Here is a 22,111-nt window from a genome sequence, read left to right as displayed (position 1 = left end):
CTAAAGCCCGGTCCGGTCTTTGCCGCCAATGACGTCTTTGACTACATAACGGGGTCGATGCTTGGCTTCGATATAGATGCGGCCGACATACTCGCCGAGGATGCCGATGCCAATCAATTGGACGCCGCCGAGAAACAGAATGGCCGTCATCAGCGAGGGGTAACCGGGGACATTGTTGCCGAAGAAAATCTTGTCCAGCACCATGTACACCGCGTACAGCACCGCGAAGATCGAAATGCCGCCACCGATGTAAGTCCACAATCGCAACGGCACCGTGCTGAACGAGGTAATGCCTTCCAGCGCCAGGTTCCACAGTTTCCAGCCATTGAACTTGCTGCGTCCTGCCACTCGCCGGGCCCGCTCGTACTCCACCACCGCGGTGGTGAATCCGGCCCAGGACAGAACGCCCTTCATGAACAACTGATGCTCGGGAAGCGCACGAATCACATTGACCACCTTGCGGTCCATGAGCCGGAAATCCCCGACGTTTTCCTCGATCCGGGTGTAGGAAATCCTGTTCAGCAGATGATAGAAGAGCGATGCGCTGTGGCGTTTCAAATAACTGTCACTGTCACGATTGCGGCGTTTGGCGAGCACCACATCGGCCCCCTTCTGCCACTCGGTAATCAACTGCGGGATGACGCTGATCGGATCCTGCAGGTCCACATCCATGGGGATCACCGCATCGCCGGTGGCGTATTCCAGGCCGGCAAACAACGCCGGTTCCTTGCCGAAGTTGCGCGAAAAGTTGATCAGCAATACCTGTTCATCGACCTGTGCCAGCGCCTTGGCCTGCTCAGCCGTCCGGTCGGTACTGCCGTCGTTGATGAACACGATCTCGACTTCACACGGGTCAAGTTTCAATTCGCGACGCACCGCCTGATGGAACAGACTGATCGCCTGCTCTTCATTGAATACCGGGACAATCAGCGAAACTTTCACGTTTCACACTCCTGAAAATCGAAGTGTAGATGTTCGGCAGACCGCCATCAGGGGGCGTTCTGGTGCGCGAACTGCCTGGCAGACCGACGGACACGCCATCCTGATCGTTCGCTATAGCCCCCTGAGACATTCGGTAATATCCAGCCTTTTGCAATTGGCGGCGAATCACGCCACCCTGCGCGCCGCTCGCTCCTACTCAACCCGTTCAAGAGCCCGCCATCATGACGTTTGAACGCGATCACCGAATCGACTTTTTTCGCGGCCTGGCCTTGATCTTCATCTTCTGGGATCACGTGCCACAGAACCCGCTCGCGCAGTTCACGGTGCGTAATTTCGGTTTCAGCGATGCGGCAGAGATTTTCGTGTTCCTGGCCGGGTACGCGGCCGTGCTGGCCTACGGCAAAATCGCCCGGCGCGACGGTTTCATGGTTGCCACGGTGAAAATCCTGCGACGCGCCTGGGTGCTGTATGTGGTGCATATCTTTTTGCTGGCGCTGCTGATGGGTATCGTGTTTTTCGCCAACAGCCACGTGGAAACCCGTGACCTGGTGCAGGAGATGGGCTTGCAGTACTTCCTCAGCAATCCGCAGCAGGCATTGATGGATGAGCTGTTGCTGCGCTTCAAGCCGAACCTGATGGACCCGCTGCCGCTGTATATTTTGTTGCTGCTTGGCCTGCCGTTGGTGCTGCCGATGCTGCTGCGCAAGCCTGAATACGTGGTGGGGTTGTCGGTGGTGGTGTATCTGCTGGCGCCATGGCTTCAATGGAACCTGGCGGGCACCGACGGTGGCGTGTGGTTTTTCAATCCTATGGCCTGGCAACTGTTGTTTATTCTCGGTGGCGCGACGGCGATTCACGGGCAAAGGCCTCGGGCGCCGCAACCTCGACCGCTGATTCGGCAGCCGGTTTTTATCGCCGCGCTGACCTATTTGCTGCTGACCGGGCTGATCGCGGTGTCGTGGAAGTGGCCGACCGTGCATGAGGTCTTCATGCCCCAGACACTCGGCGAATGGCTCTATCCGATCAGCAAGACCAACCTCTCTCCGGCGCGCCTGCTGCACTTCCTCGCCCTCGCCTACGTCACCGCCAGGTTGTTGCCCGACAATGGCTGGACGCAACATTGGCTGGCGCAACAAAGCTGTCGCATGGGTCGTTATTCGTTGGAAGTGTTTTGTTTTGGCGTGTTGCTGGCGCCATTGGCGGACATGCTCAACGCCTTGGGCGCGAATGCACTGGCGATGCAGGTGTTCAGCGCAATGCTGGGGGTCGGGCTGATGGTGCTGCTGGGGGCCTGGCTGGATTTCAACAAGCGGTTGAATCGGTCTATGGTGGTGTCGGTAGCTTAAGATCAAAAGCCCCGGTCATCTAAACCGGGGCTTTTGCATTTCTGGCGTTACGACTTACGAAGCCGAACGCACCGCACCTTGCGACACATTGCTCGGTTGCAGCTTGAACACGTAGAACAACACCGTCAGCAGCACCAGGAAAGCAGGCCCGACATACAGCGCCACGCGAGTGTCCGGGAAGTACGCCATCAGGCCGACCACCAGCACCAGAAATGCCAGTGCCAGGTAAGAACTGACCGGGTACAGCCACATGCGGTATTTCAGCCCGGCACGTTCGCTGGCGCTCAGGCCTTGGCGGAACTTGAGCTGGGCCAGCAGAATCATCACCCAAGTCCAGATCGCGCCGAAGGTGGCAATCGCGGTGACCCAGACGAAGACTTTCTCTGGCACCAGATAGTTAAGCAACACGCCCAGCAGCAAGGCACCGATCGACAGCAGCAGCGCGCGACGCGGCACGCCGTTGTTCGAGGTCTTGGCGAAACCGGCCGGGGCCTGGCCGTTCTGCGCCAGGCTGTAGAGCATGCGCCCGGTGCTGAAGATGCCGCCGTTGCAGGACGACAGCGCCGCGGTGATCACCACGAAGTTGATGATGCCGGCGGCGGTCTTGATACCCAGGCGCTCGAAGGTCATCACAAACGGGCTGCCCTGGGTGCCGATTTCGTTCCACGGGTAGATCGACAGGATCACGAACAAGGCGCCGACGTAGAACAGCAGAATCCGCCAGAACACCGAGCCGATCGCATTGGGAATGGTCTTCTGCGGGTTCTTGGCTTCACCGGCGGTCAGGCCGATCATCTCGACGCCGAGGTAGGCGAACATCACCATTTGCAGAGACATCAACACGCCTTGCACGCCGTTGGGCATGAAGCCGCCGTGAGCCCAGAGATTGGAGATTCCCAGGGCGACGCCGTCATTACCGAAGCCAAATGCGATCACGCCGATGCCGCCGACCACCATTGCAATGATGGTGACGATCTTGATCAGGGCGAACCAGAATTCGAACTCACCGAAGGCTTTCACCGCGATCAGGTTGATCGAGCCCATGCTGATCAACGCCGCCAATGCCCAGATCCAGCGCGGCACGTCGGGGAACCAGACGCCCATGTACACCGCCACCGCGGTGATTTCCGCGACACAGGTTACCAGCCACAGGAACCAGTAGTTCCAGCCGGTCAGAAAACCTGCCAACGGGCCGAGATAGTCTTGAGCGTAACGGCTGAACGAGCCGGCGACCGGGTTGTGCACGGCCATCTCGCCGAGGGCACGCATAATGACCAGGATCGCCAGACCGCCGATGATGTAGGAGAGCATGATGGCCGGGCCGGCCATTTCGATGGCCTTGGCCGAACCCAGGAACAGGCCGACGCCGATACAGGCACCGAGCGCCATCAAGCGAATATGCCGTTCGCCGAGTTCGCGTTTAAGCGGGCCGCCCTGAGCGGTCTCGCCGTGAGGCAGGTGATTGCCAACTGGCATAGGGGTACCTCGTCTTGTTATTGGATATGACCACCGAGTGTCGAAGCACCGACCGATAAGCCAGTGCCTGTTGAAACCGAGCCTGCTTCATGGGCAGACACGTCTTGCAGGACCAAAACCTGCAAGATCAGCGGGCATGCAGTATAAAAAGCTTCCAGCAGGGTTTTTCACTCTATAAACCACAACATTCAGCCATAACTCTCGGCAAAAGCGCGGTTTACGGAGGGGCATTACCTGCCTTATGCAGGATTATTCGCCACTGAAACGGCGCCGAGTATTGCACGGCAATGGTGCATCGTCATGCCCCTACTTCGGCAGCATTCACCACTTTGATACGTCTAGCTCGGCTATTACAGACGACATCACCGTCCCTGTGGCGAGGGAGCTTGCTCCCGCTCGGCTGCGCAGCAGTCGCAAACCCAACACACCGGTTTACCTGGCAGATCACGTTTGCAGGGATAGGGCCGCTTCGCAGCCCAGCGGGAGCAAGCTCCCTCGCCACAGGTCACAAGCCACAAGCCACAAGCCACAAGCCACAAGCCACAAGGAATGGTGCGTACCCGATATTTGGTTATTCACAATTTTTTCACCAACGCCAACCACCGTCTAAGCTTCAAGCAAGTCCGATCAATCTGCGTGAATGGATCAGTCGACTATGGGCGCTTTGTGGCAAACCGATTCGAGTAAAACCGTGGTTCCGACTGAACGAGTGGATGAAGCGCCTTTACCTGAGAAACCCCGTCGCTCCCGGCACGGCTGGGGGGCTTTCTGGTTGCTGTTGCTGATTATCCTGATTGTCCTGGGCCTCGCCGCGGCCAAGGAAATGCGCACCTCCAAGTTTCAGGCCCGGGAAATCAGCAAATACGCCGCCTCGCTGAAGTACGAGCTGCAACCCGGACACAGCGATGCGATTCGCTACCCTGGCGCAGGCCCGTTCGATCAGCGTTTGGGTTACAGCGCCATGGATGAGTTTCTACCGCGACTGCTCAAACGCGATTACGTAATAGCGGCACAAACCCGCTTTTCTCCAGCGCTGATGAATTACACCGACAAGGGTTTTTTTGTGCCCTATGCAGAAAAAATCCAGGCCGGGCTGTCGATCACCGATTGCCGCGCGGCCCCGCTGTACCAGTTCAAGTACCCCCAGCAACTCTATTCAAGCTTTGCCGCGATCCCGCCGGTCGTGGTCAGCAGTTTGCTGTTTATTGAAAACCGTTTTTTGCTCGATCCCCGTCAGCCTCTGGCCAACCCCGCCGTGGACTGGCCGCGGTTCGGCAGGGCGGCGTGGTCCCAAGTGGCCAAACTGTTGGGCCTGCCCGGGCAGTCGGCGGGCGGCAGTACGCTGGCCACGCAACTTGAGAAATATCGCCATTCGCCCGATGGCTTGACGGTGTCGGGCGCGGAAAAAATCCGCCAGATGATTTCCGCCAGCGTGCGCGCCTATCAGGCGGGGCCGGAAACCCTCCAGGCGCGACAAAACGTGATTCGCGACTACCTCAACAGTGTTCCGCTGTCGGCGGTACCGGGCCACGGTGAAGTGCATGGCATGGCCGAAGGCCTGCGCGTCTGGTACGGCGCCGACTTCAACAAGGCCAATGAACGGCTGGCCAGCACCGATACCGATCCGAAAAGTCTGTCGGAAAAAGGCCTGGCCCTGCGCGAAATGCTGTCACTGATGATTGCTCAGCGCCGCCCTTCCCATTACTTGACCAAGGGCCGTGATGAGTTGGCCAGCCTCACCGACAGCCACATTCGCCTGCTGTCTCAAAACGGCGTGATCGATGCGCCACTCGCCACGGCGGCATTGGCCAGTAAAGTGACTTACCGCGACTGGGCCACCCAGCCCACCATTCAGCCCATCGAAACCAATAAAGGCATCAGTGTGGCGCGCAGCCGCCTGGCCGGTTTGCTCAATCGTCCGCTGTATGACCTCGACCGCCTCGACCTGTCCGCCACCAGCACCTTGCAAGGCGAGCTGCAAACCCAGGCTACCGCATACCTCAAGCATCTGGCCGATCCAACTTATGCAGCGGAAATCGGCCTGATCGGCGAACGCCTGCTCACCCCCACCAACACCGCGCAGGTGCGCTATAGCTTCACCCTGTTCGAACTGACCCCGGACGGTTCGCGCGTGCGGGTGCAAACCGACAGCACCGACCAGCCATTCGACATCAATGAAGGCAGCAAGCTGGAATTGGGCTCCACCGCAAAAATGCGCGTGCTCACCACCTACCTGCAGATCATGGCCGAACTGCACGATCGCTACGCCAGCATGAGCGTCGCCGAACTGAAGAAAACCGAAGTCGCCGACCCGGATCGCCTGACCCGCTGGGCCGTCGATTACATGATTCAGAACACCGACCGCAGCCTGCCGAAAATGCTCGGTGCCGCGCTGGATCGCAAATATTCCGCCAGCCCTGGCGAGGCCTTTTTCACCGGAGGCGGACTGCACACATTCGTCAACTTCCGCAAGGAAGACAACGGCCGCCTGCCGACCCTGCGCGATGCTCTGCGCGAATCGATCAACCTGCCGTTCATTCGGCTGATGCGTGACCTGGTGCGCTACAGCACTTACTCGGGGCCCAACAGCAGCGCCGAATTGCTCAAGGACGATCGCGACCCGCGGCGTCAGGAATACCTGGCCTCATTCGCCGACAAAGAAGGCACCTCATTCCTGCTGAAGTTCTGGAAGAAATACCGCAACAAGGACACCCAGGCGCGGCTCGAGACCTTTCTCGACGGCATGCGCCCGACGCCGATTCGCATGGCCGCCGTGCATCGTTATCTATTTCCCCAGGCCGACCAGGAAGACTTCAATACCTTCGTACGCTCGCACCTCAAAGGCGCCAAGCTTCAAGAAAAACTGACCGATGAACGCCTCGAACGCCTCTACCTGAGTTACGGCCCTGGCAGCTACGACCTGCCGGATCAAGGCTTCATCGCCAAAGTCCACCCGCTGGATCTGTGGCTGATCGGCTACTTGCTGAATAACCCCGATGCCAAGTTCAGCCAGATCGTCAAAGCCAGTCAGTTCGAACGCCAGGAAGTCTACAGCTGGCTGTTCAAAAGCCGTCACAAGGGCGCCCGTGACAGCCGCATCCGCACCATGCTGGAGATCGAAGCGTTCCTCGACATTCACCAGCGCTGGCAGAAAGTCGGCTATCCGTTCGATCACCTGGTGCCATCGCTGGCCACCGCTATCGGCAGCTCGGGCGATCGCCCCGCTGCGTTGGCAGAGTTGATCGGCACCATTCTCAACGATGGTGTGCGGATGCCGACATTGCGTATCGACAGTCTGCACTTCGCGGCAGATACGCCCTATGAAACCCGCCTGGTCAACAATCCGATGGTCGGCAAACGAGTGATGCCTTCGGAAGTCGCCGCCGCGATGCGCGAAGCCCTCTCGCAAGTGGTGGACGCCGGCACCGCCAAGCGCCTGGCCGGCAGCTTCAAACTGAACGATGGCAGCCCGTTGGCCATGGGCGGCAAGACCGGCACCGGCGACAACCGCATTGAAGCCATCGGTTCCGGCGGGCGGATTCTCAGTTCCAAGTCAATCAACCGCACGGCAACTTTCGTGTTCTATATCGGCGATAAGCATTTCGGCACCCTCACCGCCTATGTTCCCGGTCGCACGGCGGAGAATTTCAAATTCACCTCGGCGTTGCCCGCGCAGGTGCTCAAGGGCATGGCGCCGATCCTGTCGCCTTATCTGCAACCGGGCACCCAGACGTTGTGCCATGCCGGGACGGGATTGCCGATCGTCACTCAAGCCACGGCCGCACCAGGCACATCCGCACGTTAAAGGGTGGTATTCCTGTATTTTTCGCTCTTTGTTTATCGTTGGATTGAGGCGTCTTTCGGGGCTATCCAACCCTGTATTTGAGCTTTTTTCGACCGCAGCACCTGCCTAACCTGAAGAGCCTGATTACCTTTTGACGGTTAGCACATGACGAATTTATCAAGGATTGATCAAAGACGCCGCAACACCAAAAAAAACCAGGACGGCACTAATGACGCCTGGATCGCTCAGGCGCTGCCCACCTGGATCGCCGACATTTCCCCTGTCAACGCTCGCGCATTAAAGGCTGCCCAGCGCGACTTCGCTCCGTTCAAAACCCACGCCCGCTCAGCTCATCATCAGCTCAAAGAGGCGATATCCGAGCACTGGTCTACCCAGAACGCCGTGGACGCCCTGTTTGATAACCTGACCGATGTTTATGCGTTTGCCGAACCCCTGTTGAAAAATGCGCTCAGTGAGCACTACGGCGACATTGATATCAGGAACACCTACCTGCGGCTTTATGCCGCCGTCGGCCGCCCATGGTGGATGCACGATTTCAAGGGTGGCACGAAGGTCCGGACGGTCTCGTTGCTGAACGCGGCCCTACACAATTTCTCGGATGACGAAACATTTTCGGACTTTGCTTTTCTTGACGCGCCGGACCCGCGCGGACAGATGAAAACGCTGCACATCAACCACAGAATCACGAGAGATCCGCTTACCGCCCAAGCGTTCAAGGCCATCTGCCGTGATCTGGACATCGGCGCCCGCTACCAGCAGGCACTGCGTCAGGCCCTCGGATTCGGCAGCCCCCAGGTCGCCAACAACGTGCGCACGGCGGTCATTGCCAGCCAAAAAGCCGCGTTGAAAGCAGCGGCACATTTGGCACTGCAGAACAAACACATTGATGCGCACGCCCATCGACTCATCCTCGATCTGGTCCATGGCCGACAAGATTTGAGGCTGGACGGCAAGCACGTGAGCTACTACAACCTGGCCATGATGGAAACGGTGCTGGCGGGCATTCTGTTGATCACAACCGACCCGGGACCGGGTGGCTCTCCCGGTCGCCTGATCGCCTATGTGCCACACGACAACCAACACCCACTCAAGGAATACCCCTCGCCCGCCGAGTTCATGGCCGAACTGACTCGCCAGTTGCGGGAAGAAAAACCCGCCAACGGACAGTCATCGGGTGGGTTCGGTTATCAACAGTTCTTCAGCCAGTTCGTGCCCCACAAGGAGCGAGGGCATTTCTTCGCCAGTCTCAATGAACGTCTGAGCACGGTGAAATGGCATCAGCACGATCGACAGGCCGGCGGCCCCGTCTGGAGGGATACGCCGGTGGACAATCCCAACCTGAGTTTCAGCGTCCAGGCGATCACCGATGACTATCAAAACCGCTCGCCCGACCCGGCCCACGACGACCTTTGGCAATACCTGTTCCGGATCAGGCTCAACAAGATCGTCAACGATGCCCGCGACCTCGCGATCTCCACCCAGGATGCCGACCGCATGGCCCGTTGGGCCTGGTGGGATAACCTGGAGAAGATGCTCTCGGACATTTTCAATGTGGCCCTGTTCGTGGTCACGCCGTTCGTGCCGGTGCTCGGCGAGCTGATGCTGGCATACACCGCTTACCAACTGACGGATGAGGTGTTCGAAGGCGTTGTGGACTGGGCTGAAGGACGGACCACCGAAGCGGCCGGGCATGTATTGGGCATAGTCGAAAACCTGGTTCAGTTGGGAATCTTCGGCAGCGCCGCCGAGCTGGGCAAATCCCTCTCCTCACCGTTCATCGACGCGATGAAACCGGTGCAATTGCCTGACGGCAGCCAACGCCTGTGGCACCCCGATCTCACCCCCTATCAACAGCACAACCTGTCATTGCCCGCCGATTCGACACCTGATGCCTGGGGGTTGCACCGGCATCAAGGCAAATCCATTCTGCCCCACGAGGGCAAACTGCTTGAGATCGAGCGAGAACCCTCTGGCCGGGTGCGGGTGATTCATCCCCGGCGGCCGGACGCTTATCGGCCGCAGGTGACACACAATGGTCTGGGTGCCTTCGTGCATGAAGGCGAACAGCCCGGAGCCTGGAGTGAACGCCAACTGATGCGCCGGCTCGGGCATTCGGTCGAGCGCTTTAGCGACGGCGAACTGGAACAGATCCGCGCCATCAGCGGCACCGACCACGATGCGTTGCGGCGGATGTACGTCGAATCTGAAGCGCCACCGCCGCTGCTGGCCGATGCGCTGAAACGCTTCGAGGCATATGAAGATGTCGCCCGGCTGGAAGAACAGATTCGCAGTGGTCTGCCGCTGACGCCTGATCCGGCTTCGGCCTGGTTCGAACAAACCGTGACCGAGCTGCCCGGCTGGCCTGAGGACAAGGCCCTGCGCGTGCTTCATCAAACCAGTGCTTCGGCCCAGGACCGCCTCTATGGCAATCCCGACGCCTCACCCTCGAACACCCTCAGCATCACGCTGACAGAGGTCATGGCCGGGCAGTTGCCCGAACGCGTGGTGGCGTTTCTGGATGAGCCCGAACTCGCCGTCATGCTCGGCCCCGACGTGCCACCGGCGCATCGGGCACAAGCCTTGCGCAATCAACTGGCCGACTACGTTGAAGGCCATATGAACAGGTTGGCCAAACAGACTTATCGCGCCCGGGAAAAAACCCGCGATCCGCAAGTGAGGCTGCTCAGAGACGCGTTCCCCGAACTGCCCTCAAGCATCAGCCAAACACTGCTGGCCAACGCCACGGGCGCGGAGCGTTTCAAGATGCTCAGCGAAAAACGCCTTCCGTTGCGTATAAAAAATCAGGCCCGTGAACTGAATTTCGAAGTGCGCGCGGTCCGGGCAACCGAGAGCCTTTATGGGCATTCGGGGTTAACAGCGGACACCGAGCGTCTGCTGCTGAATACGCTGAGACTGCACAGCGACGTATTCACCGACCTGCGTGTCGACATCCGCGACGGTTCCCCGCACGGTCGCTTGCGCTGCAGCGTTGGCGCGCAATCTGCTACCCGGGTCAGGACGCTCGTCAGCAGCGGCGTACGCAACAAATACGAAGTGTTCGACGAGGACAATCGCCTTTACGGAGCCAGCAGCCTCTATGAGTCGTTACTGCGTGCAATGCCGCAGGATCAGCGCAACGCCTTGGGTTTCCAGCTCGGCCAGGGCAAGGCGCTCAAACACTGGTTCAAGCAAATCCTCGTCCCCCCTGAAGTCCGCAGAACCGCGCTCGCCGAACTACCGATTCGCTCGCAGCGTGACCGGATCACCACCCTGCTGCTACAGGGTGGGGGCCTGAGCAAGGACGGTTCCGCCTCACTGGATCGGCGGGTTCGCGACCTTTACCCAACCTTCAGCGCTGAGGAGGCCACGCGATTTGTCGAGGCCTTGACCACGCAAGGTGACCCCCTGACCGCCCTTTCGGCGCTTGAGGATGAACTTTACGACCTGCGCGTCACCCTCAATCAGTGGCGCTATCAGCAACCCGACATCGTGTGGCCTAACCCCCTGGATTTCCGCGATGGCGGCGGAATCCACATCTCCGAACGGCTGATCGAGTGTTTCGAACGTCAAGGCCTGGCGTTCGACGAACGCAGCCTGCATCCCCACGGAGGTTATCGTCTCGATCTATCGGTGGAGCTGGGCAGCGTCAATCTTGAGACCTGGTGGAAAAAGAAGCCCGATCTCAAGCGGTTTCTCGACAAAGTCTCGGTATTGAATCTGGACAACACGCATTTCTCCAGCGAACCGGGCGGTCTGTTGAAGGATTTTGCGCACCTGGACGAATTAAGCGCCAGAGGCTGTGAACTGACTGAAATACCCCAAGGCATCACCGCGATGCACGTTCTGTCGACCCTGCGCCTCAACAACAACCACATCCGCCTGACAGCGCAAAGCGTTGAACAACTCAGCCGCCTGACCTACCTGAAAACCCTCAGGCTGGATCACAACCCCTTGGGCGCACTACCGGACATCGGACGAATGCCCGGCCTGATGATCGTCAGCCTGCGTGACACCGGCATCCACACCTGGCCCCGAGGCACGTTCGCCAAACCTCGACCGCGCGGTTTTTTCCTCGACTTGCAGGACAACCCGCTGGCGCGTATTCCCGATGTGCTCCCGGGCTCGAACGATGCCTTTGTGGTCGCGCGCACCCGGCTCAATGCGCAAGCGCTCAGTGACGTGAACCGGTTGGACTACGAAAACCTCAGGAGGTCCGTGGGGCTCAGCCCCCGACATGCCTATCCACCTGCCACCAACAACGATCTGGCCTTCTGGCCTGTCACTGACGACAGCGAATGGTGGACGTCCTCCCCCGGGCTTGGCCGATACCGTGGCGAGGCCTGGAGCGATCTGGCCGATGAACCGGACTCGGCGGGATTCTTCACAGTGATTCGCGGCCTTACCCTGTCTGCTGATTATCGAGCTGGAGGCAAGTTTCGAATCGAGCTGGCCAAGCGTGTCTGGCGAATGATCGATGCCGCCGACATGGATGCCGAGGTCAGGAACAGGCTCTTCACCATGGCCAGCTCACCCGTTAACTGCGCCGATGCCGGCGCTCAGTTGTTCAACAACATGGGGCTGGAAGTGCTGGCCTCGGAAGCCAGGTCATTGAGCACCTCGCCGCAGATGCTCGAACGTCAACTGGTGACCCTGGCCCGGAGCGCGGCGCGTCTGGATCATGTGAACGAGATTGCCCGGGCGGACATGCAGGAACGGATGGCCAGCGGCCTCACGCCGGATGAAGTCGAGGTCTATCTGGCCTACCAGACCGGTCTGGCCCGACGGCTGGACCTGCCCTGGCAATCACGAAGCATGCTTTACCGGCCGCTTGCCGGCGTGAGTGAAAGCATGATCGATCAAGCCTACGGCGCGGTGCTGTCACTGGAGTACGGTGACGGGCTGGTGAACAAGATGCTGGAGCAACGCTTCTGGGTTGAATACCTGCGCGCGACGCACCCGCGAGCATTTGAGGAAAACACCGAGCTGTACGCGGTGGTCAAGGCCGGGTTACTGGCGGATTTGCGGCAGACGCAAAACGAACGGGCTCATACCCTGCACCGCACGGATGAATACAAAAACCAGCTCGGGGAAAAACTCAAAGAGCTTGCCCGACAGCTTCCTGTCCCCGAATCGGTTGTATTCACTGGCAAGGAAATGACCGATGAGGTGTACAACCGATTGATCAACGACCTTTTCGACGACGAAAAAGAGCTGGCGCGACGCCTGACCCGAATGGCATTGAGAATGGCAGGTCATTGATAACGCCCTGAACGTTTCGACCACTGCCAGATGCTGCACCTGGAGGCAAACAGTCAGCCGGTAAGTCAAGACGCAGAACCTGTGGGAGCGTGGCTTGCCCGCGAAGAACGATGACGCGTAGTACCTGAAAAACCGCGGTGCATTCTTCGCGGGCAAGCCGCGCTCCCACAGGATTTTCGTCGTCTTGACTTACCGGCATTAGCCCAAGGCCTTTTCATATTTCCGAATCCCAGATCACGGCGATGCTCCCGGTATAGTGGGCGGCGACGCCAGGTTGCAGCATGTAATCCATGTATTCGCTCGCGACTTCAAAGTGCAGTATGCCCGGCCGATTGTTCACATAATTCAGGGCCTGGTATTTTTGCTGCTCCTCCTGACCCACACGTATCAGACGACGGCGATTGACCGGTACGCCAGCGAGATCGGTCAAGCCATCGGGCAGGGTGACGCTGAGTTCCACCAGGACGGCACGCTGCGAAACGGGATCGCGAATCATGCAGTCGTAAAGCCCGGGGATTTCACAGCCGATTTGCATCTTGAACCGTGATGACGCCGAGATATTGAAGACCTGATCGCGGTACAGGCGCACCGGCTTTCGTCCATGTTGCAGCCAGTTTTGCCATCCGCCGGCCGGCTCCAGCACCACTTTATTACCGCCCGGTGGAATATCGACCTTGAGCGTATGTTCAACGTTGAGGGTAAAACTCAATGTCAGTGCGGAGTCGCTCGGCTGCATGATATCGCCCATGTCGAAGTCCATGCCGGGGCCGACGCTGTAGGTCAAATCGCCGATAAAAATTCCGGAAGACATGTGCAGCGGATTGGGTGTTCTCAATTCATAACCGATTTGCACCTGGTCATACCTGAGCGTCTCGATTCGATAGCGCGCAGTTGCAGCACACTCGCCCGATGTGGGCGTCAGCCAGAAAAAAGTGCGCCAGGTTGGCTGCACGTACATGCCGCCACCAGAGCTCATGCAGGGCGCAGGTGGTGCCCATGTCCAGTCAGTCCCTCCCCATAAACGGCGGTGCCAGACCGAATCGTCATTGGAAGGTGAGCCTTCACCGACCAGGTTTTGCGCCGTATCGGGAAGTATGTAACGGCCACCGATAGAAACAATACGAACTTCGACCTCTGATGTCTCCGGCCGGCCGTCGGCCTTTCTGATCGTGAGCCGTCGCCAGTCGGCCGGCACTTTGAACATTGCCCCTTTGCGTCGATCGGCATGCCCGCCCAGGATAGGGGCGATTGATTGAAACTCGAGGGGGACAAGCAATGAGAACAACCCCTGCTCCTTGCAGAATTCAGGTTGCTGTGCGCAATGTCCGCTCACCGGGGTGTCATTGGTGAATTTGTTTTCGTGGGGTTTTGACGGATCCGGCCGGAACGAAGCGCTGATGTCTATGGTCGCGCCGATGGCCGAGTCAACGGTCAGTGCACACAACAATACCCACCCTGCGCCGCCATGGAGGAAGGCTTTGCAAACTTTCACTGATTTCATCTTCGATCATGACTCCCTGTCATGCGATAAAGGTCGATGCCCTTTTCTGTCACGTTTTTATGGGCTCAGGGCGCCACGGCACTGAACACCAACAGCACGTTGCCGTAGTAACTGCCCGGCTTATAACCTCCAGTGGGGATTTTCGGATCGATGTCCAACCGCACCCGAGTGCCCGCCATGGCGTCCTGTGCCGAGACCACTTGCCGGGGCTGCGCGTCGTGACTCAGCTCCTGACCGTTGAACCTGACCCGCAAGTAAATGTTATCGGCGTCATTGCCGTTGGAAATATAAGCCTCGCTCTCCAGCCGCGCTTCAATCGCGCTGGTGTCGTGCTTGACGTCGAAATATTTGCGCAAACCGCCCAAGGTTGAAGTATGAGGATTCCACGGCAATGTCTGTTCGCGATGAATCCAGTCCGTTTCCGAAGGGATCACGTAAAACGCCAAGGTGGGGATGTTCACCGAAACTTCGAACTCATGTTCTTCCCGCGCCGCGAACACCTGGGAACTCATCAGCGTCGCGGCACTCAACGATGCCGCGAAGGCCCATTGCTTGATCATGTCTGGTACCTGTTCATCAAAGAAAACCGCAGCAACACGGGTCGGTGCTACCGGCTGGCAATGCGCATGGTCTTTTTGGCTTGCCCTTCGATCAGATTGAAACGGTATTCACGACCGGGCCTTTTATCGAACTGGAAACTCTTGCCTGCGAGGATGTGGTGCTTGGTCGTCGGCTCGCACTCCGTCTCTACCTTTAACGAGCAATTTTTGAACTCATCGACCACCACTACTGTATTGCCGTTGTTGCGAATGCTGTAAGTGCCCGGACCATCATCGATCACGCTGTCGTAACGGGTGTTTTTCGGCCGCACGAAGAATACTGTGCCAAAACCGGCCATGACGTTGACCCCCGCCGACAGGTTCTTTTTGTAGGTGTCGCGATCCTCCTCGGAAACGGCGAACTCGTCCTCCTTTTCCGGCACCACGGGTACGAAGCGCACGCGAAAATACCGCTCGGTTTCACGCTCGCCCATGTACAACAGACGCGAACCCTGCATGCCATTGACGGGCACGATCAGCCGCGCGGGGCTGGCCATCAACCCATCGCGGGCACTGCCGTCAGCCTGGTTTTTGACCGGCACTTCGCGGGGCGTTCCATCGGCGTCATAGATGATTTCCAGAATGTTGACCTTGACGAAAGCCGTGCTGTCGCCGCCATTGAATACCCGTTTCAAATAGGTACTTTTATCGCCATCCAGATAGTCGTAAACCGTACCGACATTGATGTTGGGTGCCGCCTGAATCGCCAGGGAAAACCCGCTCATACCTACGAATGCAAACAGACGCTTCATAACTTGAACCTCACGATTGAACAAAAAGCCGGCCTGATCGCTCGATGCGTAGCCCATCAGACTTCCGAATCCCAGATCACAGTGATGTTTCCTGTGTAGGGACGCCCCTGGTGATTCAGCAGCAGCCAACTGACATCTGCCTCGAGCATCTCAAAATGCAAAGTTCCCGGCGTCCGATCCACGTAAAAGGAAGGCTGAAACGGACCCGTATCCTGTCGTCCCAACAGGACACGGGTCACCGGTTGCCCAGCGCTATCGGTCAGGCCATTGGGCAGACTCACCCTGACCTCCACCACACCTCCATTCCCTGCATCAACGATTCCACAGCCCCTGGGCAGGAGGTACTGGCACTCCAGTTTCATTTTGAATTTGGATGAAGCCGAAATCAGAAATGTCTGATCGCGGAACAAACGCACCGGTTTGCGCCCGTTGTGCAGCCAGCTTTGCCAGCCGCCGGCCGGCACCAGTTCGACTTTATTGCCGCCGGGAGGGATATCGACTTTGAGGGTGTGTTGCACATCCAGGACGAAATTCAGCGTTAAAGCGGAATCGTCCGGCACCATGACATCGCCCATATCGAAATCACCATAAGGGCCGATGCGATAACTCAGATTGCCGGTGTATAAACCTGACGACATGCCCAGCGGGTTGGGCGTTCGAAGTTCGTAGGAAAAATCCAGGGTGTCGTAGGACATGCCTGGAATCAGGAACCGGGCTACTTTGGCACAAACCCCTTCGACCGGGGTTTTCCAGAAAAAACGATAGCTACTGTTGCCGTATGCACCGACACCGCTGTAGGTGCATGGTGGTGCTGCATAAACCCAACTGCTGCCATTCCATAAGCTCTTGTGCCCCTCACCGGCATTCGAAGCTCCCGTCAGATTCGCGGCGGTGTCGCTCAATATGTAATCGAGCCCGATACCCGCAATACGCATCTCTACTTGCTCTGTTTCCCCTGTATCGGCATTCGTCACCGTCAATGCCCGCCATTGCGCCGGCACCTTGAACATCGCACCTTCGCGCTGGGCCGCGCCGGGTTGAATCGCCTGGGTGGATTCGAATCGCATAGGGACGCGGATGCTGAACGTATTGTTGGCCACGCATTCGCCGGGGTAGTCGGCGCAATAGCCGCTAACCGGGGTTTTATTGATGAATTTGTTGCTTTGAGGGTTGCTGGGGTCGGGAGTGAACAGCGCCCTGATTTCCTGGGTGACGGCACCGGCTGACGATGCTGCGATCGCCAACAACAGTCCAAGCCATCGGCCACCCGGCAAAAAAGTCGAAAGAATCATGATTGCCACTCTATGAAGGAACAGGATTCAACCCGCCTTGTTTCGGCTGAATGTAACGTCGGCCAACGTGTCGGGACTGCAGCGCAGATCACCGATCATCAGCACATCGTTTTCACTGCGGTACATGCCGGTATCGAGTCGGAACTGACAAAGCAACTGATCGGCGTAACGCACTTCCAGGGTCGGCGAGCCCGCGTTCATTTCCATGGAGAAGAAGCCGTCCACTTCACTCACCCCACGGCTGGCGTGGTTGATCACGTGATGCCCCTTGAGGGGACGGCCTTGTGGGTCGAGCAAACGACCGAGTACGGTCAGGGTTTTCATCACGCGCACCTTGCGGTACTCCACCCCGCCCTTGTTCAGGTGATAGCGGGTGCGTGCCGGCTCGATGGTCGCCGCCGGAGCGTGATTGCCTTCAAAATCGAAGCTCACCGAGCTGTTTTTGTAGGCGGTGATGGGGATGAAGTTGCGCCCCGGTCGCAAGGCGGCGCTGCCGCCGCTGAGGTCGTCGGCGCGTAAGGCGATGCCGTCGATATCGGACTCGACATCGACGATCATCCCGGCGCCCCGCCCCTGAGGCTGGCTGGTCATCACCATCTGCTGGGCGCCGATGGCGACCGTGCTGTCCAGGTTCAGGCCACCGGTAAAGTTGCCGTTGTAGGACGAGCGCTGCACAAACCCGTCGCCCCGGATTGCGTCGGTACTAAAGTTCGCCAGGCTCGACACGCCAACGCCATAGGTGTCGGTGAGTGCCGTCACCGAAACGCTCTGCAATATGTGGTCCTGCAGGTCTTTGCGGTAACCCAGGGAGGCGTTGTTGTCACGGCTGCCATCGCGCGCCGTGCGCGAACCGATGCTGCCGGATATTTGTTGTCCCGGTGCCCCCAGCGCGACGTTGACGCTCAGGTCGACGCCGCGATTACGATCATTGCCGCTGCTGTAACTACCGGGCCGATCGAACAGCGACAGGCGCCAACTGGCATCGCTGCCAAACAGCTCGCCACGCTGCGTCCATCCCAGGTCCACGCCAACGCCTTCGACATTGCCTTCGCTGTGGGAAACCCGCGCGTTGACCGAGCTTTTGCGACTGATGCGGTGATTCAGCGCCAGGGATGAATTGCTGGTCTGGCCGGTGAACACATTTTGTTGGCGCACCCGGGTGCCGTCGGGCAGGGTGTCATAGGTGTAAGTGGTGTCGAGCCAGCTGCGGTTATGGCTGACCACCAGGCTGCCAGAGCCATAGTTGTACAAGCCTTGCAGATCGACCCCGGTGCCGTGGTCTTCGGTCTGATACACGTTGGCGTAAACGCTGAGGCTGTTGGCCAGGGTCCAGTCAATGGAGCTGCCGTATTGCAGTTTTTCGCGTACCTGACGCAACGACAGTCCGAGAATGGCCCTGGGGTGCAGCAGGTAGTTGATCGACGCGCCCGCCGTGGCATCACCACTGGTCTGTTGATCCCAGTTGCTGAACAGTTTGCGTTCCTGCCCGGCAAACAGGTTGTAGCGCCAACGCTCATCGAAGTTGCGCCAGTTATTCGGCTTGTACACCAGCTCCTGGGTCGTCGAGGTGATTTGACCGTCTTCGATCAGGCGTACTTCCACTTCGTAAATGCCACCGGGCAACGGCCGGGTGTCGAGGGTTTGCAAGCCGGCCGGCACCGATTGGGTATTGATCAGCAAACCGTCGCGGAAAATTTCCACCGAGGCCTGCCGGTTGGCAGTGACGTAGATCGGATAGACGCTCGGTTTCGGGGTGTCGATCGCCAGGCTGTCGGAACTGCCGAACATCATGCCCACCGCAGTATCGGGGCTGGTGCCGAAAGTGCGCGGCTGGCGGGTCAGGCCTTCGGAATTGGGGGTAAAGAAGCCCAGGCGAAAAAAGCTGCCTTGCAATTCACGCTGGGTGTGGAGTTCATGTATGGCGTGATAAAGCTTGTCATCGGGCCCACCTAGACGGGCCAGCTGCATGTTGAATGTCTGACTCCAATTGCCCAGGCTGCCACTGGCTTCCAGGCCAAAACGGCCGCCCAGATCCTGTTCCTGCCCACCATTGAGGTTGAGCTGATTGCGCACGATCAAGCCACTGCTGCCGCCCTCGGGCTGGTCGTAGTAACGCTTGGCCTCAGTGTCGCGTTCGGCATTTTCAGTACCGATCGACACCAGTGAATTTTGCAGGTTGTAGTGAATGGCCTGCATTTGCTCCGGGCACGTCCCCGTGCAAGCCCCAAGACTCACACCGGATTTAAGATAAGTGGCCCAACTGTCACGTTCAACGGCACTGATATTACTTTCACTGGTATCGGTGAATTCAAGTAGGGTAATACGGTCATCACGAGATAATACAATCATGGCCTCGCCAAGCGGCTGCTGATCAAGTTCCACCCTGACGGCCAGCGGAACATCAAAGAAGTGCTCTTCAAAGTCCGCCGGCAAACCTTTGGCCTGAGACAACAAACTTCTCGGCGTATTAGCAACAGTAGCGGGCGCTGCAAAGGCACTGCTACAAAGCAGCAACGCAAGCGCAGCCGCGATGGGTGTCATCGGGAACATGAACACGTACTCTGATTACCAATAGATTAAAGCCCGGCCGACAAACAAGCGTGTTTGCCAACCGGTTACGTTACTTAAACAAGTAAGCGTTTACTGTTATGTCGAGATTCATTGAGTGATGATCGGAGGAACGGCATCGTAAACAACGGCGACAGCGCCGGTGTAATCGCCTGCTGGGTGGTTGGTACCCACCGCGCTGATGCGGATTGGCGCGCGATAATTCACATCGGACTCTTGTTCACCGACAACCATCTGCGGTGTATTGGTGAGTACAACGTCATTGAACGCGACGACCAGATCAATCGTATTAGCCCCACCGTAGAGCCGCGGCGTCCCTTCCACACTAGCGTGAACCGAACCATTGTTGTTGCGTACATCGAAGTAACCGACCAAAGGAGTCAGGGTATTGGAGCCTGTGCGCGGGCTCATGTCCTGATCCTTGTTGACCAGGTCCGGATCGACAGGCGTCACATAGAAACCGTTTTCCGGAACAGTGGCGATCAGACTGATGGAATGCCGTGCTTCCCCTGCTGCAAAAACCACAGAAGAACTGAGTGCCAGAATGGCCAGTGGAGCAGTCATCGCAATTTTCTTGAACATCATCTAATACCTGTCTTTTTATCTAAGGATTGGCTCATTGAAGTCAGAAAACCTGTGATCGGCCACATAACCGTCAGAGGTTTTGTTGAACTTTCAATGCCGGGAGATCATCAAGCAATCTCTCCTGAAAGTAAGCAGGCAACTTCTGATGAACGTGTAGCCAAATGGACATGACAGCAGCGTGAAAAAACCCGAGATATTGAAATAATCAAACAGTGACTGTAAGAGACGGACTACAAATCATGCAAAACACGACCTGCCTTACTTGTGCAACGCCGTGCAACTTCCGTAAGACAAATACCACACTCCCTGAAATTAAAGGTTAATGTCCATGTATTAGAGAGTTAACACTAATTCTCTGTGATTAACAGGTATATGAATGTGAATTCCTTTGTGTTTTTTCCCTCGTCCAATGGTTTTTTTCGTCCCGGCACAGAGGCGCCGTTGGTCTGAAGCGCTTGCCCTGACCTTAAGATATATCTTACGTTGTATCTAAACATGACGAGAGAACGCAAAAATGAGAGACCATCATTCCCCCCACCGCGAACATGGCGAAGGCCGCGACGGCTTCGAGAAACGCCCAGGACCTGGCCGCGAACGTGGTGGGCGCGGCCCACGGGTATTCGCCCCCGGCGACCTGAAATTGCTGCTGCTGGCACTGATCGCCGAGCAGCCGTGCCACGGCTATGACCTGATCCGCCAGATCGAAAGCATGTTCGACGGCGCCTACAGCCCCAGCCCCGGTGTGATCTACCCGACTCTGACCTTCCTTGAAGAAAGCGAAATGATCCTGGGCGATGCCGAAGGCGGAAAAAAACGCTACAGCATCACCGACGCCGGACGTCTGTCATTAAGCGAGCAGGCGATTGCCCTGGACGGCGTGCGCATGCGTATCGAAGTCAGCAAGCGCTCATTGCGCGGCCATGACCGCCCCGCCGAAATTCACGAAGCGGTGCACAACCTGCGCCATGCCTTGCAAATGCACCATGGCCGCTGGAGCCCGGAAGAAATCCTGCGGGTACGCGATCTGCTCAATAACACCGCCAAGGCCATCGTCGATGGCCCCGCTGTTCAACCTGTTCAGGAGAAAGCCGAATGACTGACGTGATCCTGCAATCCCCATCCCAATCCATTCACCGCGTCATGCATGAGCTCAAACGCCGTCGCCTGAAAGTGTTGCGAGTGGTCGACCTGACCCCGCGTATGCGCAGGATTACGCTGGGTGGCCCTGAGCTGGCAGGCTTCATCAGCCTCGGGACGGACGACCATGTAAAACTGCTGTTCCCGCAAAATGCCGAGCAAGAGGCAGCGCTGGAAAACCTGGTGCTGGGCGCCGGCAAAGACAACGGCCCGTTGCCCGAAATGCGCGACTACACCCCGCGCCGCTACGACCTCGACACCCTGGAGCTGGACATCGACTTCGTGCTGCACGGCGACGGCCCTGCCTCGACCTGGGCCGAGCAGGCCAAACCTGGCCAGTTCCTGCAAATCGGCGGGCCACGGGGCTCGATGATCGTGCCGGACATCTTCGACAGCTACCTGCTGATCGGCGACGAAACCGCCCTGCCCGCCATCGCCCGCCGGCTCGAAGGCCTGGCGGCCAACCGGCGTGCGCTGGTGATCGTGGAAGTGGAGAACGGCGCCGAACAACAACGCCTGGAAAGCGCCGCCCAGGTCGATGTGATCTGGGTGCTGCGTGAGGGAGGCAAAAACAACCTGCTGACCACCGTGCAACAGATCAAGGTGCCCGATGGCAATCTGTATGCGTGGGTGGCGACTGAGTCGAAGCTGTCGCGGCAGATTCGCCGGGTATTGCTCGATCAACACGGGCTGGATGAGCAGTTCGTCAAAGCGGTCGGCTACTGGCGACTGGATGACAGTGACGAGGAATAACCACGATATTGTGGTTACCTGCTTTTTATGGCGAGGGAGCTTGCTCCCGCTCGGCTGCGAAGCAGTCGTTAACCGGACAACACGGTGTGTCAGAGG

Annotated in this window: 13 protein-coding genes; 5 read left to right on the top strand and 8 right to left on the bottom strand. The window is 58.2% G+C overall.

What is annotated here, in order from left to right:
- Positions 1 to 942, bottom strand: a complete 942-nt coding sequence (locus AC1RQB_RS09965; RefSeq protein WP_008072303.1) for a glycosyltransferase family 2 protein — start codon at positions 940 to 942, stop codon at positions 1 to 3.
- A 221-nt stretch (positions 943 to 1,163) separates the two neighbouring features.
- On the opposite strand from AC1RQB_RS09965, the gene AC1RQB_RS09960 reads away from it, so the two are divergent.
- Entirely contained in the window at positions 1,164 to 2,288 is a 1,125-nt protein-coding gene (locus AC1RQB_RS09960; protein ID WP_063341418.1) for an OpgC family protein, read from the top strand.
- Positions 2,289 to 2,342: 54 nt separating this feature from the next.
- Here the strand turns inward: AC1RQB_RS09960 and AC1RQB_RS09955 are convergent, their stop codons facing one another.
- A complete protein-coding gene (locus AC1RQB_RS09955) occupies positions 2,343 to 3,764 on the bottom strand; it encodes an amino acid permease (RefSeq protein ID WP_063341419.1) in 1,422 nt (473 codons plus the stop codon).
- Between the two features lie 655 nt (positions 3,765 to 4,419).
- On the opposite strand from AC1RQB_RS09955, the gene AC1RQB_RS09950 reads away from it, so the two are divergent.
- On the top strand, positions 4,420 to 7,569 hold the full coding sequence (locus tag AC1RQB_RS09950; RefSeq protein WP_207267235.1) for a transglycosylase domain-containing protein: 3,150 nt from the start codon (positions 4,420 to 4,422) through the stop codon (positions 7,567 to 7,569).
- A 144-nt stretch (positions 7,570 to 7,713) separates the two neighbouring features.
- Positions 7,714 to 12,828 carry an NEL-type E3 ubiquitin ligase domain-containing protein gene (locus AC1RQB_RS09945; protein ID WP_492570941.1) on the top strand — a complete coding sequence of 1,705 codons (5,115 nt, stop codon included), beginning with the start codon at positions 7,714 to 7,716 and terminating at the stop codon, positions 12,826 to 12,828.
- Between the two features lie 214 nt (positions 12,829 to 13,042).
- Here the strand turns inward: AC1RQB_RS09945 and AC1RQB_RS09940 are convergent, their stop codons facing one another.
- From AC1RQB_RS09940 to AC1RQB_RS09915, 6 genes are all read right to left on the bottom strand, one after another.
- Positions 13,043 to 14,329 carry a hypothetical protein gene (locus AC1RQB_RS09940; protein ID WP_063341420.1) on the bottom strand — a complete coding sequence of 429 codons (1,287 nt, stop codon included), beginning with the start codon at positions 14,327 to 14,329 and terminating at the stop codon, positions 13,043 to 13,045.
- Between the two features lie 65 nt (positions 14,330 to 14,394).
- The gene (locus AC1RQB_RS09935; RefSeq protein ID WP_063341421.1) at positions 14,395 to 14,889 is read right to left on the bottom strand and encodes a CS1 type fimbrial major subunit; all 495 of its coding nucleotides are present in this window, start codon (positions 14,887 to 14,889) and stop codon (positions 14,395 to 14,397) included.
- Between the two features lie 47 nt (positions 14,890 to 14,936).
- Entirely contained in the window at positions 14,937 to 15,680 is a 744-nt protein-coding gene (locus tag AC1RQB_RS09930; RefSeq protein ID WP_063343887.1) for a hypothetical protein, read from the bottom strand.
- Positions 15,681 to 15,736: 56 nt separating this feature from the next.
- Positions 15,737 to 16,972 (bottom strand): hypothetical protein, encoded by a 1,236-nt coding sequence (locus AC1RQB_RS09925; RefSeq protein ID WP_063341422.1) that lies wholly within the window; start codon positions 16,970 to 16,972, stop codon positions 15,737 to 15,739.
- 27 nt (positions 16,973 to 16,999) lie between these two features.
- The gene (locus AC1RQB_RS09920) at positions 17,000 to 19,522 is read right to left on the bottom strand and encodes a CS1-pili formation C-terminal domain-containing protein (protein WP_063341423.1); all 2,523 of its coding nucleotides are present in this window, start codon (positions 19,520 to 19,522) and stop codon (positions 17,000 to 17,002) included.
- Positions 19,523 to 19,630: 108 nt separating this feature from the next.
- On the bottom strand, positions 19,631 to 20,125 hold the full coding sequence (locus AC1RQB_RS09915) for a CS1 type fimbrial major subunit (RefSeq protein ID WP_063341424.1): 495 nt from the start codon (positions 20,123 to 20,125) through the stop codon (positions 19,631 to 19,633).
- A 514-nt stretch (positions 20,126 to 20,639) separates the two neighbouring features.
- On the opposite strand from AC1RQB_RS09915, the gene AC1RQB_RS09910 reads away from it, so the two are divergent.
- Both AC1RQB_RS09910 and AC1RQB_RS09905 read left to right on the top strand, forming a co-directional pair.
- Complete coding sequence (locus AC1RQB_RS09910) at positions 20,640 to 21,221, top strand: PadR family transcriptional regulator (protein ID WP_008072292.1); 582 nt, start codon at positions 20,640 to 20,642, stop codon at positions 21,219 to 21,221.
- Positions 21,218 to 22,015, top strand: a complete 798-nt coding sequence (locus tag AC1RQB_RS09905) for a siderophore-interacting protein (RefSeq protein WP_063341425.1) — start codon at positions 21,218 to 21,220, stop codon at positions 22,013 to 22,015. Before AC1RQB_RS09910 ends, AC1RQB_RS09905 begins: the two co-directional genes overlap by 4 nt.
- Positions 22,016 to 22,111 lie beyond the last annotated feature (96 nt).

Source organism: Pseudomonas sp. GW822-FHT02E03 (assembly GCF_058802325.1).
The sequence above is the reverse complement of the archived record's forward strand: the minus strand, read 5'-3'. Positions and strand labels throughout refer to the sequence as shown.

Coding starts and splice junctions, on each gene's coding strand:
- AC1RQB_RS09960 (WP_063341418.1), top strand. CDS start 1,164: ATGACGTTTGAACGCGATCACCGAATCGACTTTTTTCGCGGCCTGGCC.
- AC1RQB_RS09955 (WP_063341419.1), bottom strand. CDS start 3,764: ATGCCAGTTGGCAATCACCTGCCTCACGGCGAGACCGCTCAGGGCGGC.
- AC1RQB_RS09950 (WP_207267235.1), top strand. CDS start 4,420: ATGGGCGCTTTGTGGCAAACCGATTCGAGTAAAACCGTGGTTCCGACT.
- AC1RQB_RS09945 (WP_492570941.1), top strand. CDS start 7,714: ATGACGAATTTATCAAGGATTGATCAAAGACGCCGCAACACCAAAAAA.
- AC1RQB_RS09940 (WP_063341420.1), bottom strand. CDS start 14,329: ATGAAATCAGTGAAAGTTTGCAAAGCCTTCCTCCATGGCGGCGCAGGG.
- AC1RQB_RS09935 (WP_063341421.1), bottom strand. CDS start 14,889: ATGATCAAGCAATGGGCCTTCGCGGCATCGTTGAGTGCCGCGACGCTG.
- AC1RQB_RS09930 (WP_063343887.1), bottom strand. CDS start 15,680: ATGAAGCGTCTGTTTGCATTCGTAGGTATGAGCGGGTTTTCCCTGGCG.
- AC1RQB_RS09925 (WP_063341422.1), bottom strand. CDS start 16,972: ATGATTCTTTCGACTTTTTTGCCGGGTGGCCGATGGCTTGGACTGTTG.
- AC1RQB_RS09920 (WP_063341423.1), bottom strand. CDS start 19,522: ATGTTCCCGATGACACCCATCGCGGCTGCGCTTGCGTTGCTGCTTTGT.
- AC1RQB_RS09915 (WP_063341424.1), bottom strand. CDS start 20,125: ATGATGTTCAAGAAAATTGCGATGACTGCTCCACTGGCCATTCTGGCA.
- AC1RQB_RS09910 (WP_008072292.1), top strand. CDS start 20,640: ATGAGAGACCATCATTCCCCCCACCGCGAACATGGCGAAGGCCGCGAC.
- AC1RQB_RS09905 (WP_063341425.1), top strand. CDS start 21,218: ATGACTGACGTGATCCTGCAATCCCCATCCCAATCCATTCACCGCGTC.